The sequence below is a fragment of the Brachybacterium ginsengisoli genome, from assembly GCF_002407065.1.
Classification (GTDB): Bacteria; Actinomycetota; Actinomycetes; order Actinomycetales; family Dermabacteraceae; genus Brachybacterium; species Brachybacterium ginsengisoli.
Genome location: NZ_CP023564.1, coordinates 2041190 through 2058001, shown reverse-complemented (window position 1 = coordinate 2058001; position 16812 = coordinate 2041190). Strand labels below are relative to the sequence as shown.

Sequence of the window (16812 nt, the reverse complement as noted above, 5' to 3'; positions counted from 1 at the left end):
CGGGCGCCGGGAGCGCCCTGCATCGAACTGGTGTCGTCTGGTCAACGTCGAGGAATTCCCGATGCTTCCACTGTGTGGCCTGCGGAACCTCTCCGCAGTCGGAGGCAGGAGCGGCGGGAGAGCGGGCGGGGCAGGGCCCGAAGGCCCTGCCCCGCCCGTGCGCTCAGGCGCCCGCTGCGGCGAGCGATGCCTTCGCGGCCTCGACCACGGACTCGGCGGTGAAGCCGAACTCGCGGAAGAGGGTCTTCGCATCGGCGGAGGCGCCGTAGTGCTCGAGCGAGACGGCCCGGCCGTGGGTTCCCAGGAAGCGGTGCCACGGCATCGCGATCCCGGCCTCGACGCTCACGCGCGCGGTGACCCCGGCGGGGAGGACGGACTCGCGGTACGCCTCGTCCTGCTCGTCGAACCACTCGACGGACGGCATCGAGACCAGACGGGTCGGGGTGCCCTCGGCCTCGAGCTGCTTCTGCGCCTCGGCGGCGTACTGCACCTCAGAACCGGTGGCGATGAGGATGACCTTCGGCTCCGCCGAGGCCTCCTTCATGATGTAGCCGCCCTTGGCCAGGTTCTCGGCACCCGCGTACTCGGTGCGGTCGAAGGTGGGCAGCGCCTGGCGGGAGAGGATCAGGCCGACGGGGCCGTTGTCGCGCTCCAGCAGGACCTTCCACGCCTGGGCGGTCTCGTTGGCATCCGCGGGGCGGACGACCGACAGGTTGGGGATCGCACGGTAGGCGGCCAGGTGCTCGACCGGCTGGTGCGTGGGGCCGTCCTCGCCCAGTCCGATGGAGTCATGGGTCCACACGTAGGTGGCCGGGACCTTCATCAGCGAGGCGAGGCGCACCGCACCGCGCATGTAGTCGGCGAACTGGAAGAAGGTGCCGCCGTAGGGGCGGGTGAGCCCGTGCAGGGAGATGCCCGAGAGGATCGAGCCCATGCCGTGCTCGCGGATGCCGAAGTGCAGCGTGCGGCCGAACTCGTCACCGGAGAACTCGGAGGAGCTACGGTCCTTGGGGAGGAAGGAGGGCTCGCCCTTCATGGTGGTGTTGTTCGAGCCGGCGAGGTCGGCGGAGCCGCCCCACAGTTCCGGCATGACGGGGGCGAGGGCGTTGAGCACGGTGCCGGAGGCGGCGCGGGTGGCGACGCCCTTCTCGTCGGCCTCGAAGGTCGGGAACGCCTCGGCGAAGCCCTCGGGGAGCTCGCGGGCCTGGAGCCGGTCGAGCAGGGTGGCGGCGTCGGCGTTGGCGGAGCGCCATGCCTGGTAGCCCTTGTCCCACTCCGCCTTCTCGGCGGCGGCGCGCTCGGCGAGGCCACGGGTGTGCGCCAGCACGTCCTCGTCGACCTGGAACTGCTGCTCCGGATCGAAGCCGACGGCCTTCTTCAGACCGGCGACGCCCTCGGTGCCGAGCTTCGCGCCGTGCACGGAGTGGCTGCCGGCCAGCTCGGGGATCGGCCAGCCGATGACGGTGCGCAGGCGGATGAAGGTGGGCTTGTCGGTGACCTTCTGGCCCTCGACGATGGCCTGCTTCAGCGCGGCGACGTCCTCGACGTACTCGGTCCCGCCCTGGGTCCAGTCCACGGTGCGCACGTCCCAGCCGTAGGCCTCGTAGCGCGCGGCGGTGTCCTCGGTGAAGGCGATGGAGGTGTCGCCCTCGATGGAGATCTGGTTGTCGTCCCACAGGACGATGAGGTTGCCCAGCTCCTGCGTGCCGGCGATCGAGCTCGCCTCGCTGCTGACACCCTCCTGGAGGTCGCCGTCGGAGGCGATCACGTAGGTGAAGTGGTCGAAGGGGCTGGTGCCGGCCGCCGCGGAGGGGTCGAGCAGACCGCGCTCGCGGCGCTGGGCCATGGCGAAGCCGACCGCCGAGGAGATGCCCTGGCCGAGCGGGCCGGTGGTGATCTCCACGCCCTTGGTCAGGAAGTTCTCGGGGTGGCCCGGGGTCTGGGAGCCCCAGGTGCGCAGCTCCTCGATGTCCTTCTTCTCGAGGCCGAAGCCGCCGAGGAAGAGCTGGATGTACTGGGTGAGGCTCGAGTGACCGGCGGAGAGCACGAAGCGGTCGCGGCCGATCCAGGTGGGATCGGTCGGATCGTGGCGCATCACGTCCTGGTACAGGAGGTAGGCGGCGGGAGCGAGGCTCACCGCGGTGCCCGGGTGGCCGTTGCCGACCTTCTCGACCGCGTCGGCGGCCAGCACGCGCACGGTGTCCACCGCACGCTTGTCGAGCTCGGTCCAGCCCTCGGGGGCCTTGAAGTTCTCCGTCATGTCGGGTGCTTCCTTTCGCCGGGACGCGGCCGCTGCGGCCGCTCGGTTCGACAGGCCTCGGCCGACGGATCCCAGGCACGACTGTTCGGCGCGCGGGATCCTGCGCGAGGCGACGGGCACCACCTTAGTCGGCGCGTCGGGGGAACTGCGCGCCGGTCCAGCCGGTTGCCGCCTGGCGGAGGCGTGCGCCGTGTGCAGACAGACACTGCAGGCGCAGCACGGTGCGGGGAGTCACCCCGTGTCCGGGTCCCGCCGCGGGCGCTGGCCCCCTAGACTGGCGGGGATCTCACGACGTCTGTGTCGTGCTCAGGAGGAAGGACGGTGGGCGGTGACCGCCACCCAGGGAGCGTCGGTACGGAACTCGGGCCAGGACGGTGATCGGGCTCCGCACTCCGCGCGCTCGGTGCTCCGCGGCTATGTGGCGCTGACCAAGCCCCGCATCATCGAGCTGCTGCTGATCACCACCATCCCCACCATGTTCCTCGCCGCGGGAGGGTTCCCCTCCCTGTGGCTGATCCTGGCCACGATGATCGGCGGCTACCTCGCCGCCGGCGGCGCGAACGCGCTGAACATGTACCTCGATCGCGACATCGACGCGAAGATGAAGCGCACCCGGAACCGCCCGCTGGTCACCGGCGAGATCTCCCCGCGGGCCGGCCTGATCTTCGGCATCGCGCTGTCGATAGTCTCGGCGCTGTGGCTGGGACTGCTGGTGAACTGGGCCTCCGCCGCCCTCGCCGTCGGCGCGATCCTGCTCTACGTCGTCTTCTACACGATGATCCTCAAGCGCCGCACCAGCCAGAACATCGTCTGGGGCGGGGTCGCCGGCTGCATGCCGGTGCTGATCGGCTGGTCCGCCGTGACCGGGACCGTCTCCTGGACCGCCGTGCTGCTGTTCCTGGTGATCTTCTTCTGGACGCCCCCGCACTACTGGCCGCTGGCCGAGAAGTTCTCCAAGGACTACGCCGAGGCCGGGGTGCCGATGCTCCCGGTGGTCGCCTCGCGGATGAGCGTGGCGCGCCAGATGATCATGCACACCGCGCTCATGATCGGTGCGAGCCTCGCGATCATCCCGCTGGGCGCGACGGGCTGGGTGTACGGCGTCGGCGCCGTCCTGGCCGGCGTCTGGTTCGGCTTCCTGGTGATCCGCTACGCGCTGCGGGTCCGCCGCGGCATGACCGGCAAGGCCCTCGGCCCCATGGTGGTCTTCCACGGGTCGATCACCTACCTCACCGTCCTGTTCGTCGCCCTCGCGATCGATCCCTTCGTCACCCTGTGACCCCGGCCGGCGCGGAGGAGCTGCCCGCCGAGGGAGCGCTGCGCCCCGCCGACCGCCGGATCCTCGAGCAGTACCTGAGCCACCTGCGCATCGAGCGTGGCCTCTCCGCCAACACGCTCGCGGCCTACGAGCGCGACCTGCGCCGGTATCTCACCGACCTGGCCCGGCAGGGCGCCGATCCCGCGTCGGTCGATCCCCAGCAGCTGGGCGCCTGGCTGCAGTCCCTGCGCACCGGGGCCGACGGCGGCAGCGTCCTCTCCGCCGCCTCCGCCGCCCGCTCCCTGGCCGCCGTGCGCGGACTGCACTCCTTCCTCGACGCCGAACGGGTCTCCACCACCGGTGACCCGTCCCGCCTCGTGCCCGCACCGGCGCTGCCGCGGCGCCTCCCGCACCCGCTGGGCATCGACCAGGTCGAGGCGCTGATCGAGGCCGCCGGCCGCCCGGGCACGGGCCGGGACTCCACGGAGCGTGCGCTGAGGGACCGGGCCCTGCTCGAGGTGCTCTACGGACTCGGCGCGCGGATCTCGGAGGCGACCGGCCTGGACGTCGACGACGTCGCCGTGCGGGAGCGCTCGGCGGTGCTGCGCGGCAAGGGGGACAAGCACCGCGTGGTGCCGGTCGGCCGCTTCGCGCTGGAGGCGCTGGAGGCCTATCTCACCCGCGGCCGGCCCGCCCTGGCGGCACGGGGGCGCGGCACTCCTGCGGTGTTCCTCGGATCCCGCGGGACCCGCCTGACCCGCCAGGCCGCCTGGCAGGTGGTCCAGCGCGCAGCGGAGGCCGCCGGGCTGGACGACCTGCCCGAGCCGATCAGCCCCCACACGCTGCGCCATTCCTATGCCACGCATCTGCTGCACGGCGGGGCGGATGTGCGGTCCGTCCAGGAGCTGCTGGGCCACGCATCGGTCACCACGACGCAGCTGTACACCCAGGTCACGGTGGACTCGCTGCGGGAGACCCATGCCGGTGCCCACCCCCGCGCCCGGCGGGGGGCTTAGACTTGTGCGGCACGGCGCCCCGGCCCGGCCCCGCCGACCACGGGCGCCCTGCACGAGACGACGACAGGCAGCTCCCGCTTCCCGGACTGGGACCGGACATCCTCCGGCCCCATCGCGGAGCGCCGCGCGACCTCTCCAGACCACGACGCCGACGACAGGACACCGACGTGAGCCCGACCTCCTCCCAGCAGCTCGACATCGACCTCGGCCCGACCGGTCGGCCGATGCCGGAGCTCCCGGAGCCGGCCCCGCTCGAGGGCCATGGCCCGGCCCGGATCATCTCGATGGTCAACCAGAAGGGCGGGGTCGGGAAGACGACCAGCGTCATCAACCTCGGCGCGGCCCTGGCCGAGCTCGGCCGCAAGGTGCTCCTGGTGGACCTCGATCCGCAGGGTGCCCTCAGCGCCGGCACCGGCGTGAACCCCTACGAGCTGGACATCACCGTCTACAACCTGCTCATGGAGCGCGGCCATGACGTGAAGTCCGTGATCCAGGAGACCGAGACCGAGAACCTCGACGTGCTCCCGGCCAACATCGACCTCTCCGCCGCCGAGGTGACCCTGGTCAACGAGGTCGCGCGCGAGATGGCGCTGGCCCGGGTGCTGCGCCCGGTCGCGGACGACTACGACGTCATCATCATCGACTGCCAGCCGTCCCTGGGCCTGCTGACCGTCAACGCCCTGGCCGCCAGCCACGGCGTGATCATCCCGCTGGAGGCCGAGTACTTCGCGCTGCGCGGCGTGGCGCTGCTGGTGGAGACCATCGAGAAGGTGCAGGACCGGATCAACCCGCGTCTCGAGCTCGACGGCATCCTCATCACGATGTTCGACCCGCGCACTCTGCACGCCCGCGAGGTGTGCCAGCGAGTGGTGGAGGCGTTCCCGGACCAGGTCTTCCACACGACCATCAACCGCACGGTGAAGTTCCCCGACGCCTCCGTGGCCGCGGAGCCGATCATCTCCTTCGCGACCTCGAACAAGGGCGCCGCGGCCTATCGCCAGCTCGCCCGGGAGCTCATCTCCCGCGGCGCCGCGGCCTGATGGCCGCGCCCCGCTCCGGCGCCCCTCGTGACGGCGGCGGTCGCTCCGGCGGCCGTCCGCCCCGCCGACGCAGCGCCTTCACCCCGCCGAAGAAGGTCCGGCTCCGCGACGGGGAGGGCACGCCGCTGGCCCCTGCCTCCACCTCGGGCGAGGCCGCCGAGCCGCATCGTGAGGACGGGGAGCGCCTGCAGAAGGTGCTGGCCCGTGCCGGCTTCGGCTCCCGGCGGGCCTGCGAGGCGCTGATCTCCGGCGGCCGCGTGCGGGTCGACGGCGAGATCGTGCACGAGCAGGGAGTCCGGGTCGATCCGGCCTCGCAGGTGATCCACGTCGACGGGCGCCGTCTCCAGCTGGACGAGACCAAGCTGACCCTGGTGCTGAACAAGCCCCGCGGCGTCGTCTCCGCGATGAGCGATCCCGAGGGACGTCGCGACCTCAGCGAGTTCACCGCGGAGCACTCCCAGCGGCTCTACCACGTGGGACGGCTGGACTACGAGACCGAGGGCCTGCTGCTGCTGACCAACGACGGTGAGCTCGCCCACCGGCTCACCCACCCCAGCTTCGAGGTCGACAAGACCTACGTGTGCCGCTTCGACGCACCCGGCGGCGCGCCGCGCGGCCTGGTCAAGGCTCTGCGCGAGGGCGTGGAGCTCGAGGACGGCCTCGCCCGCGCCGATCGTGCCCGGGTGCTGGCCCAGGACGGCCGGGAGGCCGTGGTCGAGGTGACGCTCCACGAGGGCCGCAACCGGATCGTCCGACGCATGTTCGCCTCCCAGGGCTTCGAGCTGACCGCCCTGATGCGCACCCGCATCGGGCCGGTGCTGCTCGGGGACCTCCCCACCGGCGCCACCCGCGAGCTCACCGGGCGCGAGCTCGGCACCCTGATGGCCGAGGTGGGGCTGTGACGGCCCTGGTGCCCTCACCGGTCCGGATCGTCGGCACGGGGCTGATCGGCGGCTCGCTCGGACTGGCCCTGCGCCGCGCCGGGGTCGAGGTGCAGGTCGAGGACGCCTCGCCGGGCACCGCGGCGCTGGCGGTCGAGCTCGGGGTGGGGGAGCTGCCTGCCGCGGACGCCCCCGATCCGGTGCTGGTCCTGGTCGCCGCGCCGCCGGACGTCGCCTCGGCGCTCGTGGACCGTGCGCTGCGCACCTGGCCGCAGGCGATCGTCGCCGACGTCGCCAGTGTGAAGACCACCGTGCTGGAGGGACTGCGCTCCCGCGGCCGCGCCGAGGACCTCCCGCGCTACATCGGCGCTCACCCCATGGCCGGACGCGAGGTCTCGGGCGTGATCGCGGCACGGGCCGACCTGTTCCTCGGGCGACCGTTCGTGATCGTCCCGCACGAGCGCACCGAGCCGCGAGCGGTGACCCTGCTGCGCGCCCTGGCGACCGAGATCGGCTCGGTGCCGACCACGATGGACGCCGCCGCGCACGACACCGCCGTTGCCCACGTGTCCCACGTCCCGCAGGTCATGTCGAGCCTGCTGGCCGCCACGCTGCTCGCGCCCGGCGAGGCTGCGCTGGGACTGGCCGGTCAGGGGCTGCGCGACACCACCCGCATCGCCGACTCCGACCCGCGGCTGTGGGTCGAGATCCTCGGCGCGAACGCCGGGGCCGTCGGCGAGGTGCTCGGCGGGGTCCGCCGGCATCTCGACGAGGTGATGACGGCCCTGGAGACCCTGCGCGGCGACCCGGATCCCGGCACGGGCTCCCGTCGGGCCCTCGCGGATCTCGTCGCCGCCGGCAACCGCGGGGTGCGGCGCATCCCCGGCAAGCACGGCGGCGCCACCGACGCCTTCGCCACCGTCGTGGTGCTGGTCCCGGACCGGCCCGGCGAGCTCGCCCGGCTCCTCACCGAGGTCGGCCAGATCGGCGTGAACCTCGAGGACCTCCGTCTGGAGCACGAGCTGGGCCGTGAGGTGGGCCTCGCGCACATCGCGATCGACGCCGCCCGTGAGGACCTGCTCACGCGAGAGCTCACCGATCGTGGGTGGAGGGTCGCGGACGCCTGAGCGCCCCGTATCCTTGCGGGATGCACACCAGCGCGCCGCACGACCCCTCCGAGGGCATCACCATCGCGATCGACGGACCGGCCGGCTCCGGCAAGTCCACCGTCTCCCGACTGGTGGCCGACGCCCTCGACGGCGGCATCCTCGACACCGGGGCGATGTACCGCTCCGTCACCTGGTGGTGCCTGGACCAGGGCATCGACCTGGGCGACCGCGAGGCCGTGGCCCGCGCCGCCGAGGAGATCGACCTCGTGCAGGGCACGGACCCAGCCGGTGCGACCGTCGAGGTCGCCGGCACCGACATCACCTCCGAGATCCGCACCGAGCGCATCTCCCAGCAGGTCAGCACCGTCGCCACCAACACCCTGGTGCGCGCGATCCTGCAGCGCCGCCAGCGCGAGCTGTTCTTCTCCGCGGCCGCCGAGCGCGGCTTCTGCGTCGCCGAGGGCCGCGACATCACCACCGTGGTCGCCCCCGATGCTCACGTGCGGGTGCTGCTGACCGCCTCCGACGAGGAGCGCATGCGCCGCCGCGCCGCCGAGCTCGATCTCGAGGACTCCGAGGACACCCGCGCGCGGATGGCCGACCAGGTGCTGCGCCGCGACCGCGATGACGCCACCGTCTCCGACTTCCACACCGCCGCCGACGGCGTCGAGACCGTGGACACCACCGGCCTCGGCATCGAGGACGTCGTCGAGAAGATCCTGATGCTGGTCGCCGCGGCGGAGTCCGAGCAGGAGGAGGCGCTCCACGGCGCCGCCGAGCCGTTTCCCGCACCCCGCGCGGCCGCCACGGGCGACGAGGTCCGCACCGGCGGACCCACCGACGCCGAGATCGAGTCCGCCCTGCGCGCCGGCCTGTCCGAGTACGAGCTCGACGACGAGGACCTGGCCCTGCTCACCGGGGGAGAGGACGAGGGCCCGCGGCCCTCGGTCCAGCGGAACCTTCCCGTCGTGGCCGTCGTCGGCCGCCCCAACGTCGGCAAGTCCACACTCGTCAACCGCATCCTCGGCCGCCGCGAGGCGGTCGTCGAGGACCGTCCCGGGGTGACCCGTGACCGCGTGTTCTACGAGGCGGAGTGGACCGGGACGGACTTCTGGCTGGTGGACACCGGCGGCTGGGAGGACAGGGTCCAGGGCATCGCCTACCGCGTCGCCGAGCAGGCAGAGGTCGCCGTGTCCCTCGCGGACGTGGTGATGTTCATCGTCGACGCCAACGTGGGCATCACGAGCACCGACGAGCAGCTGCTCAAGGTGCTGCGCAAGGCGAAGGTGCCGATCGTGCTGGTCGCCAACAAGGTCGACGACCAGCGCGGCGAGCTCGAGGCCGCGGCGCTGTGGAACCTCGGGCTGGGGGAGCCGTACGCGGTCTCCGCGCTGCACGGGCGCGGCTCCGGCGATCTGCTCGACGCCGTCGTGGCGGCCATGCCCGAGGAGGGCCGCGGCGCACCCGCGGACCACGGTCCCCGGCGTGTCGCGCTCGTGGGCCGCCCGAACGTCGGCAAGTCCTCGCTGCTGAACCGCCTCGCCAAGGAGCAGCGCGTGGTGGTCGACGAGATCGCCGGCACCACCCGGGATCCGGTCGACGAGAAGATCACCCTCGGCGGCAAGGAGTGGACCTTCGTGGACACCGCCGGCATCCGGCGGCGGGTCCTGCAGTCCCAGGGGGCCGACTACTACGCCTCGCTGCGCACCCGGGCCGCCCTGGACCGCGCCGAGGTGGCCGTGGTGCTGCTCGAGGCGTCCGAGCCGGTCTCCACCCAGGATCTGAAGATCATCGACATGGTCCTCGAGTCCGGCCGCGCCCTGGTCCTGGCCTTCAACAAGTGGGACCTGCTGGACGAGGAGCGCCACAAGGCGCTCGAGCGCGAGATCGAGCGGGACCTGGCCCATGTGGCGTGGGCGCCGCGCGTGAACATCTCCGCCCAGACCGGTCGCCACGCGGAGAAGCTCGTCCCCGCGATCGAGACCGCGCTGGAGTCCTGGGACCGCCGCATCCCGACCGGACGGCTCAACGCCTTCCTCGGGCAGCTGGTCGCGGCGCATCCGCACCCGCTGCGCGGCGGCAAGCAGTCCCGCATCCTGTTCGCGACCCAGGCACGCACCCGGCCGCCGCGCTTCGTCATCTTCGCCAGCGGCTTCCTGGAGCACGGCTACCGCCGCTTCATCGAGCGCCGTCTGCGCGAGGACTTCTCGTTCCCCGGCTCCCCGATCGTCATCGGCGTGCGGATCCGCGAGAAGCGACGCCGCTGAGGCCGCGGTCCGGCGCCGGGAGCCGGAGGTGCGCCCCGGCGCCGTGACCACGTATCGTGGGCACCATGAGCAACACCGGTGACAACGGCTCCTGGACTCCTCAGGGGAACGACTTCAACGCCCAGAACGGCGGCCACGACGCCTCCGCGCAGCCCGCGCAGGATCCGTGGGCGCAGCCGCCCGCCGGTCAGGACCCCTACGCCCAGCCCTCCGCGGGCTCCGCGGCGGATCCCTACGGTCAGGCCTCCGGCGCGTCGGCGTCGGACCCCTACGGCCAGCAGGGCACGGGCCAGGACCCGTTCGCGCAGGATGCGTCCGCGCAGCCCGGTCTGGATCCGTGGGCGCAGCCGCCCGCCGGTCAGGATCCCTACGGCCAGCCGTCCGGGGGCTCCGCGGCGGATCCCTATGGCCAGGCCTCCGGTGCCTCGGCCTCGGACCCCTACGGCCAGCCCGGCGCCGGTCAGAACCCCTACGGCCAGCCCTCCGGCGCGTCGGCGTCGGACCCCTACGGCCATGCCTCCGGCGCCTCGGCCTCGGACCCCTACGGCCAGCCCGGCGCGGGCCAGGGCCAGCAGAGCTGGTCGGCGGCGGGACCGGGCGCGTCGGCCTCCGATCCCTACGGCCAGGCGCAGAGCCGTCTCCTGGTGGGTCTGCTCGGCATCTTCCTCGGCGGCTTCGGTGTGCACCGCTTCCTCATGGGGTACACCACGATCGGCATCATCCAGATCGTCGTCACCGTCGTCACCTGCGGCTTCGGCTCCTTGTGGGGCCTCGTCGAGGGCATCATGGTGCTCGCGAAGTCGCCGTCCTTCGAGCGCGACGCCCACGGGCGCCCGCTGACCGACTGACCCCACGACGACCAGGACGGCTCCGCGATGACCTATCCGCCCCAGCGCCCGCTCCCGGATCGCAGCGCGCTCCAGAACAGCGCGATCATCCTCATCGTGCTCGGATTCGTCTGCGGCGGCACGATCCCGGCGATCTTCGGCATCATCGCCCTCGTGCAGATGGACACCGATCCCTACACCGCTCAGAAGATGAACAAGGTGGGCTGGATCCTGTTCTGGGTGATGCTGGGCATCATCGTCCTGTCGATCGTCGCCTATCTGGTCTTCACCGGACTCTTCGTCGGGCTCGCCATGTTCATCCCCCTGATGGGCGGATGACCGCCGCAGGACCAGGAGGAAGCACCATCGCCACCCCGGAGTTCGTCCTCGCCCTGCGCGAGCACATCGGACACGAGCTGCTGTGGATGCCGGGCGTCACCGCGCTCGTGCTCGATCGATCCCGTACCCGCATGCTCGCCGTCCGCCGTACCGACGACGGTGCCTGGACCCCCGTCACGGGGATCATCGACCCGGGGGAGGAGCCGGCGGTCGCGGGTGTGCGCGAGGTCGCCGAGGAGGCCGGGATCGCCTGTCGGGCGCTGCGACTGCTCGACGTGCGCACGCTGCCCCCGATCACCTATCCCAACGGCGACCGGGCACAGTACCTGGACCTCTGCTTCCTCTGCGAGGCCGACGAGGACGCCGTCCCGTTCCCGGCCGACGGGGAGAACTCCGAGGCCCGCTGGTTCCCCGTCGACGAACCGCCGCCGATGAACGAGCGCTTCATGCGCCAGCTCGCGATGGCGCTCGAGGACGACGCCGAGACCAGGTTCCGACGATGAGCGGGCAGGAACCGCTCCCCGGCACCCGGGTCCGGATCGCCCTGACCGATCGTCCGGGCGACCAGGCCGTGGTGCGGGTGATCGCCGCTCCGCGCCGGGACATGGCGCGCGGAGGCCGCCTGAGCCCGGCCCTCGCGCCCTTCGCGGATGCCCTGCTGGTGGATGTCTCGCTCGGGAACCGGATGCTGCTGCCCGGCGCCTGGGTCGAGCGGGAGGTGCTCGAGCGGGGGACCCCCGTCGCCCCCACGCCGGTGACCGCGGCCGATCTGCGCCCGCCCGCGGTCATCGTGGGCACTCCCGAGGACGCGGTGCTGTGCTGGGGCGAGACGGTGTGGCCGCTCGACCTCGGAGGAGTGGTCGCGATCCCGGACAGCGGCCGGGCGGGCCCGCATCCGCTGTCCCGGCTGCGGCGACTGGCGCTGGTGGCGGCCGGTCGTCGCGACGAGATCGCGCTGACCCTGTGGCGTGATCCGACGTTCGAGATCCCCTGGCAGGACGTGCGGATGATGCCGCGCGCCGCGTCCTGGTTCGAGCTGGCACAGGTCCCGTCGGGCCTGCGCTACGCCGATGCCGAACGGCTGCAGGGAGTGGGCCGCGCCCGCCAGCGCGCCTGACGACGGGAACGTCGCAGCGGACGCTCACGCGCCGTCGCGGCCCGGGACGCCGTGCCGAGGAGTGGCGCATGCCACGGACATCGCATTCCGCGTACTAGGGTCGGTGGCCCCTGTTTCTCGACGAGGAGGTCGACGTGCCCCCACGTATGTCCGGTCAGCTCGAGCGGCGCAGCTTCCTGCGGTTCACCGCCGGGGCGGCCGCCGTGCTCCCGCTCAGCGCTCTCGCCGGCTGCGCCGCCGGCGGGTCGCGCGATCCCAGCACCATCCGGATCGCGTTCCAGCAGTTCGGCTCGGGGACGATCAAGCAGGAATGGATCTCCGCCGCGGCGAAGGAGTTCTCGCAGGAGAATCCCGAGCTCACGGTCGAGCTGGTCCCGATCGTCGCCTCCGAGAACGACTACTTCACCAAGAACGAGCTCATCATGAGCTCGCCGCGCACCAGCCCCGACCTCGTCTACGAGGACTCGTTCATCCTGCTCTCGGACGTGGGTGCGGGATACCTGCAGCCGATCACCGATCTGGTGGAGGGCTTCGAGCACTGGGACGACATCGCCGAGGCCTCCAAGGAGGCGGTCACCGGCGAGGACGGCGAGGTGTACGGGATCCCGATCACCACTGACACCCGTGCGCTCTGGTTCCAGCGCGAGGTCTTCGCCGAGGCGGGGCTGCCGAAGGACTGGCAGCCCGGCAGCTGGGAGGACATCCTCGACGCCGCGCGGGCGATCCGCGACTCGGACAGCGAGGCGATCCCCTTCTTCATGTTCGCCGGCACCCCGCAGGGTGAGAAGGCCTCGATGCAGGGCTTCGAGATGCTGCTCTACGGCACCGGCGACGGCACCGGGCTCTACGACCGCGACGCCGAGAAATGGGTGCTGGGGAGCCAGGGGTTCATCGATGCCCTGACCTTCCTCAAGACCCTGTTCGACGAGGATCTCACCGCGTCGCTGGGCCAGCATCTGGACCCCAACATCTCCGAGACCATCTACACCTCGCTGCTGCCGGACGCGAAGCTCGGGATCCTCATCGACGGATCCTGGATCTCGCAGAACTGGACCGAGACCGCGGCCCGGCACTGGCCGGAGTGGCCGGACGTGGTGGGCCTCGCGGACATGCCCACCCAGGACGGCGGGGGCGACGGCACCATCACCCTGGCCGGTGGCTGGGGCCTGTCGATCCCGAAGCACGTCAGCGACCGCGAGGTGGCCTTCCGCTTCCTCGAGAAGCTCGTCTCCACCCAGACGCTCGTGAAGTACGCGATCTCCGACAACCACATCACCGTCCGCGCCGACGTGGCCGAGAAGGAGGAGTACCTCTCCTACTCGCCGGCGGTCGAGTACTTCACCGATCTGCTGGAGACCTCCTACTACCGGCCGGCGCTGCCCGCCTACCCGGAGGTGTCCTCCGCGCTGCAGGAGGCGATGGAGGCGGTCATGACCGGCACCTCGCCGAAGGATGCGGCCGCGGCCTATGACGCCGACGTCACCGACATCGTCGGCCCCGAGAACGTGCAGGAGGCGACCGCATGAGCACCGACGTCCGCACCGAGGCGCCGCGACGGGCGCCCTCCGGCACCCGCCGGACCCGGCTCGGGGACCGGCTGACGCCGGCCCGAGCGCTCCCGATGCTCCCGGCGGGCCTGCTCCTGCTCGCCTTCATGCTGGGGCCGATCATCTATTCGCTGTACCTCGGATTCACCGACAGTGCGATCCGCGGCTCCGGGGCGTCCGACACCAGCTTCGTGGGCCTGAGCAACTTCACCGACGCCTTCACCGACGGCGACTTCTGGAACTCGGTGGTCCTCACCCTGGTCTTCACGATCATCTCCGCGGTGATCGGGCAGAACGTGATGGGCATGCTGCTGGCCCTGCTCATGGAGCGCGCCCATCGCGTGCTCAGCTTCGCGGTGACCTCGCTGGTGATCGCGGCATGGATCCTGCCGGAGGTGGTGGCCGGCTACCTGCTGTACACCTTCTTCGCCGACGAGGGCAGCCTGAACACCATCCTCGCCGGGCTCGGACTGCCCACGCAGGACCTGCTGTTCTCGGCCCCGATCATCGCGGTCTCCTTCGCGAACATCTGGCGCGGCACCGCCTTCTCGATGCTGGTGTACTCCGCGGCGCTCAGCTCCGTGCCGGGCGACGTCTACGAATCGGCCGCGCTGGACGGCGCGGGGCCGGTGCGCCGCTTCCGCTCGATCACGCTGCCGCTGCTGCGGCCCGCGATCGCGACCAACCTAATGCTCACCACGCTGCAGACCCTGTCGGTCTTCGGCCTGATCTTCATCATGACCGGCGGCGGACCCGCCCGGCAGAGCCAGACCCTTCCCCTGTACATGTACGAGCAGGCCTTCTCCTACGGTCAGCTCGGCTACGGCACCGCCGTGGCGCTCCTGCTGCTCCTGATCGGTGCCGCAGCCTCGCTGGCGTACCTGCGCCTGCTGCCCGAGGAGGACAAGCGATGAGCACGACCACGAACACCCCCTCCACCACGTCCCCCGCCTCGAGCCCCGCGGTCGCCGGCTCCCGGGGCGGCAGGGCCCGTCGGGCGTCGTTCGCCAGCAGCACCGTGATGCTCGTGATCGGCCTGGCATTCCTGGTTCCCCTGCTGTGGGTGGTGCTGGCGTCCTTCGACACCGGCGCGTCGCTCTCGGTGGCCTGGCCCTCGAGCTGGAGCCTGGGCAACTTCCAGGCGATCTGGACCATGGAGACCACCTTCCGGCCCCTGGCCAACTCGCTGATCCTGTGCGGGGGCGCGACCGTCGTGACGATGGTCGCCGCGGTGCTGTGCGCCTATCCGATGTCCCGCTACCGCTTCAAGGCCAAGCGACCGCTGCTGCTGACGATCATCTTCTCCACCGGCCTGCCGATCACCGCGATCATGATCCCGGTGTACTCGCTCTTCGTGCAGGTGAACCTGATCGACTCGATGTTCGGGGCGATCCTGTTCCTCGGCGCCAGCTCCCTGCCCTACGCCATCTTCCTCACCAAGGGGTTCATGGACGGGGTGCCGGTGGAGATCGAGGAGTCCGCGTGGACCGAGGGCGCCGGCGTGCTGCGGGCCCTGTTCTCGGTGGTGCTGCCGCTGATGCGCTCCGGCCTCGCGGTCGCCACGATCTTCACCTTCGTGAGCATGTGGGGAAACTTCTTCGTCCCCTTCATGCTGCTGCTCAGCCCGGAGAACCTGCCGGCCGCGGTGACCCTGTACACCTTCTCCTCCCAGTACGGACAGGTCGCCTACGGCCAGCTCGCGGCCTTCAGCATCTTCTACTCGCTGCCGGTGGTGGTGCTGTACCTGTTCCTGGGCCGCACCCTCGGCCAGGGCTTCGCCGCCGCGGGCGGCGTCAAGGGCTGAGACCGGCCCCGGGCGTCACGGTGCGACGACGCCGCAGGTTCCCGGGCCGCAGGGCCCGGGGCCTGCGGTGCCCGTTCAGCCACGCGCCGATCCAGGTGGAGCGCACGCACAGGTCATAGCTCAGCAGGAGCAGCCCCAGCGTCACCGCGAGGCCGAGCGCGAGCTCCACCACGATCGGGAGCTCCACCAGGGACAGCGGCACTGCCACGACGAGCAGCAGCGGGAAGTGCATCAGGTAGACCCAGTAGGAGGCGTCTGCGAGATAGCGGATCCAGCCGATCTCGCGCCGCACGAGCCGCGCGCACAGCCCGGTCAGACCCAGCACCCAGGCCCACCCGGCGAGCGCGGTGAACGCGGCGCCGAGCAGCGGCGGCGCGAACATCGGCGAGGTCAGGGCGAGCGGGCTGAGCACGACGGCGAGGCCCAGATGGATCGCCCAGCGCGCCTCGACGCGTGCCATGCCGCCGTCCCGCGCCCGCAGGAACCATCCGGTCAGGAACGCTGCGCCGTATCCGATGCTCGCCCCCGCCACGGGCTGGAGCGTGTACGGCTCGGTCAGCCCGGTGACGTTCCCGGGCTGGGCCAGCAGGCCGAGGGCATAGGGAGCGGCGATCAGCGGCAGCCCCCAGGGGCTCGCCAGCACATCGCCGATCCGTCCTGCCAGGCGCGCGCTGCGATCCGCGCCGAGGACGCGCCGCAGGATCGCGCGCGCCACCACGACGACCACCACGATCTCCAGGAGCAGCAGCAGGAACCACAGGTGCATCGTCGGCACGGCCAGCGGGCCGAAGGACCCGGCCGCTGCCTGCTCCGGTCCCTGCTCCGGCATCGGCATCGCGCCGACCATCGTGTTCGCCACGATCGCCGCGATCATCATCGCGAACAGCACGGGCCCGAGCGTCACGATCGGCAGACCGACCCGCAGCAGACGGTCGCGCAGGTATGCCTTCGCGCCGCGGCGGTGGATCACCAGATGCCCGAGATACCCCGCGAGCATCATGAACAGCATCATGCGGAACAGATGGATCACGCCCACCGCGGCGACGGCGCCCCAGGAGTCGGAGGTGTCGCTGACCAGCCACAGGCTGCCGGGCATGTAGGGCATCAGCGCGTGCAGCAGGACCCCCAGCAGCAGGGCGCCGCCGCGCAGCGCATCGAGGTGGTGCACACGCGGCGAGGTGCCCCGCGCGGCAGGAGGGACCGCGGAGGGAGGGACGTCGGAGGAGCGGTCGGGCAGGGTGGAGGATCTCATGAGGTCGACGCTAGGGATCGCCTGCGGCGGGCGCTTCCCCTGATCGGTGAGCACCCCCTCCACCGATCGGGGGAGGGCGATGCCCTGGTGCTGCG

The 16812-nt window shown here is 71.7% G+C and carries 15 protein-coding genes; 13 read left to right on the top strand and 2 right to left on the bottom strand.

The features are described from left to right. Positions 1-163: 163 nt before the first annotated feature. Positions 164-2260, bottom strand: coding sequence for a transketolase (tkt, locus tag CFK41_RS09190; RefSeq protein ID WP_096799384.1), 2097 nt, complete (start codon positions 2258-2260; stop codon positions 164-166). A gap of 328 nt (positions 2261-2588) precedes the next feature. Between tkt and CFK41_RS09185 the strand changes: the two genes are divergently transcribed. The 13 genes from CFK41_RS09185 (at position 2589) to CFK41_RS09125 (ending at position 15465) form a co-directional block, all read left to right on the top strand. Continuing rightward, complete coding sequence (locus CFK41_RS09185) at positions 2589-3539, top strand: heme o synthase (RefSeq protein ID WP_096799383.1); 951 nt, start codon at positions 2589-2591, stop codon at positions 3537-3539. After that, entirely contained in the window at positions 3536-4534 is a 999-nt protein-coding gene (locus tag CFK41_RS09180) for a site-specific tyrosine recombinase XerD (protein ID WP_096799382.1), read from the top strand. Before CFK41_RS09185 ends, CFK41_RS09180 begins: the two co-directional genes overlap by 4 nt. A 167-nt stretch (positions 4535-4701) precedes the next feature. Continuing rightward, positions 4702-5574 (top strand): ParA family protein, encoded by an 873-nt coding sequence (locus tag CFK41_RS09175; RefSeq protein ID WP_096799381.1) that lies wholly within the window; start codon positions 4702-4704, stop codon positions 5572-5574. Beyond that, positions 5574-6476 (top strand): pseudouridine synthase, encoded by a 903-nt coding sequence (locus CFK41_RS09170; protein ID WP_096799380.1) that lies wholly within the window; start codon positions 5574-5576, stop codon positions 6474-6476. Before CFK41_RS09175 ends, CFK41_RS09170 begins: the two co-directional genes overlap by 1 nt. Continuing rightward, positions 6473-7582, top strand: coding sequence for a prephenate dehydrogenase (locus CFK41_RS09165; RefSeq protein WP_096799379.1), 1110 nt, complete (start codon positions 6473-6475; stop codon positions 7580-7582). The genes CFK41_RS09170 and CFK41_RS09165 overlap by 4 nt, the downstream gene beginning before the upstream one ends. 20 nt (positions 7583-7602) lie before the next feature. After that, the gene (der, locus tag CFK41_RS09160; RefSeq protein ID WP_096799378.1) at positions 7603-9831 is read left to right on the top strand and encodes a bifunctional cytidylate kinase/GTPase Der; all 2229 of its coding nucleotides are present in this window, start codon (positions 7603-7605) and stop codon (positions 9829-9831) included. Positions 9832-9896: 65 nt separating this feature from the next. Next, positions 9897-10679 carry a TM2 domain-containing protein gene (locus CFK41_RS09155; RefSeq protein ID WP_096799377.1) on the top strand — a complete coding sequence of 261 codons (783 nt, stop codon included), beginning with the start codon at positions 9897-9899 and terminating at the stop codon, positions 10677-10679. Positions 10680-10706: 27 nt separating this feature from the next. Then, positions 10707-10997, top strand: coding sequence for a hypothetical protein (locus CFK41_RS09150; protein ID WP_096799376.1), 291 nt, complete (start codon positions 10707-10709; stop codon positions 10995-10997). After that, entirely contained in the window at positions 10994-11500 is a 507-nt protein-coding gene (locus CFK41_RS09145; protein WP_096799375.1) for an NUDIX hydrolase, read from the top strand. Before CFK41_RS09150 ends, CFK41_RS09145 begins: the two co-directional genes overlap by 4 nt. Then, positions 11497-12114: a hypothetical protein gene (locus CFK41_RS09140; RefSeq protein ID WP_096799374.1), complete on the top strand. Its 618-nt coding sequence runs from the start codon at positions 11497-11499 to the stop codon at positions 12112-12114. Before CFK41_RS09145 ends, CFK41_RS09140 begins: the two co-directional genes overlap by 4 nt. Positions 12115-12248: 134 nt before the next feature. Continuing rightward, positions 12249-13640, top strand: coding sequence for a substrate-binding domain-containing protein (locus CFK41_RS09135; RefSeq protein ID WP_227873019.1), 1392 nt, complete (start codon positions 12249-12251; stop codon positions 13638-13640). Beyond that, positions 13637-14575: a carbohydrate ABC transporter permease gene (locus CFK41_RS09130; RefSeq protein ID WP_096799372.1), complete on the top strand. Its 939-nt coding sequence runs from the start codon at positions 13637-13639 to the stop codon at positions 14573-14575. The genes CFK41_RS09135 and CFK41_RS09130 overlap by 4 nt, the downstream gene beginning before the upstream one ends. Further along, positions 14572-15465, top strand: a complete 894-nt coding sequence (locus CFK41_RS09125) for a carbohydrate ABC transporter permease (protein WP_096799371.1) — start codon at positions 14572-14574, stop codon at positions 15463-15465. Before CFK41_RS09130 ends, CFK41_RS09125 begins: the two co-directional genes overlap by 4 nt. Here the strand turns inward: CFK41_RS09125 and CFK41_RS17925 are convergent. Continuing rightward, positions 15455-16717 (bottom strand): acyltransferase family protein, encoded by a 1263-nt coding sequence (locus tag CFK41_RS17925; RefSeq protein ID WP_169928807.1) that lies wholly within the window; start codon positions 16715-16717, stop codon positions 15455-15457. The genes CFK41_RS09125 and CFK41_RS17925 overlap by 11 nt on opposite strands. Between the last annotated feature and the right edge of the window lie 95 nt (positions 16718-16812).

Bases quoted from the DNA above. Each gene is read 5' to 3' on its own strand.
- tkt (WP_096799384.1), bottom strand. From the start codon at position 2,260: ATGACGGAGAACTTCAAGGCCCCCGAGGGCTGGACCGAGCTCGACAAG.
- CFK41_RS09170 (WP_096799380.1), top strand. From the start codon at position 5,574: ATGGCCGCGCCCCGCTCCGGCGCCCCTCGTGACGGCGGCGGTCGCTCC.
- der (WP_096799378.1), top strand. From the start codon at position 7,603: ATGCACACCAGCGCGCCGCACGACCCCTCCGAGGGCATCACCATCGCG.
- CFK41_RS09155 (WP_096799377.1), top strand. From the start codon at position 9,897: ATGAGCAACACCGGTGACAACGGCTCCTGGACTCCTCAGGGGAACGAC.
- CFK41_RS09150 (WP_096799376.1), top strand. From the start codon at position 10,707: ATGACCTATCCGCCCCAGCGCCCGCTCCCGGATCGCAGCGCGCTCCAG.
- CFK41_RS09145 (WP_096799375.1), top strand. From the start codon at position 10,994: ATGACCGCCGCAGGACCAGGAGGAAGCACCATCGCCACCCCGGAGTTC.
- CFK41_RS09140 (WP_096799374.1), top strand. From the start codon at position 11,497: ATGAGCGGGCAGGAACCGCTCCCCGGCACCCGGGTCCGGATCGCCCTG.
- CFK41_RS09130 (WP_096799372.1), top strand. From the start codon at position 13,637: ATGAGCACCGACGTCCGCACCGAGGCGCCGCGACGGGCGCCCTCCGGC.
- CFK41_RS09125 (WP_096799371.1), top strand. From the start codon at position 14,572: ATGAGCACGACCACGAACACCCCCTCCACCACGTCCCCCGCCTCGAGC.
- CFK41_RS17925 (WP_169928807.1), bottom strand. From the start codon at position 16,717: ATGAGATCCTCCACCCTGCCCGACCGCTCCTCCGACGTCCCTCCCTCC.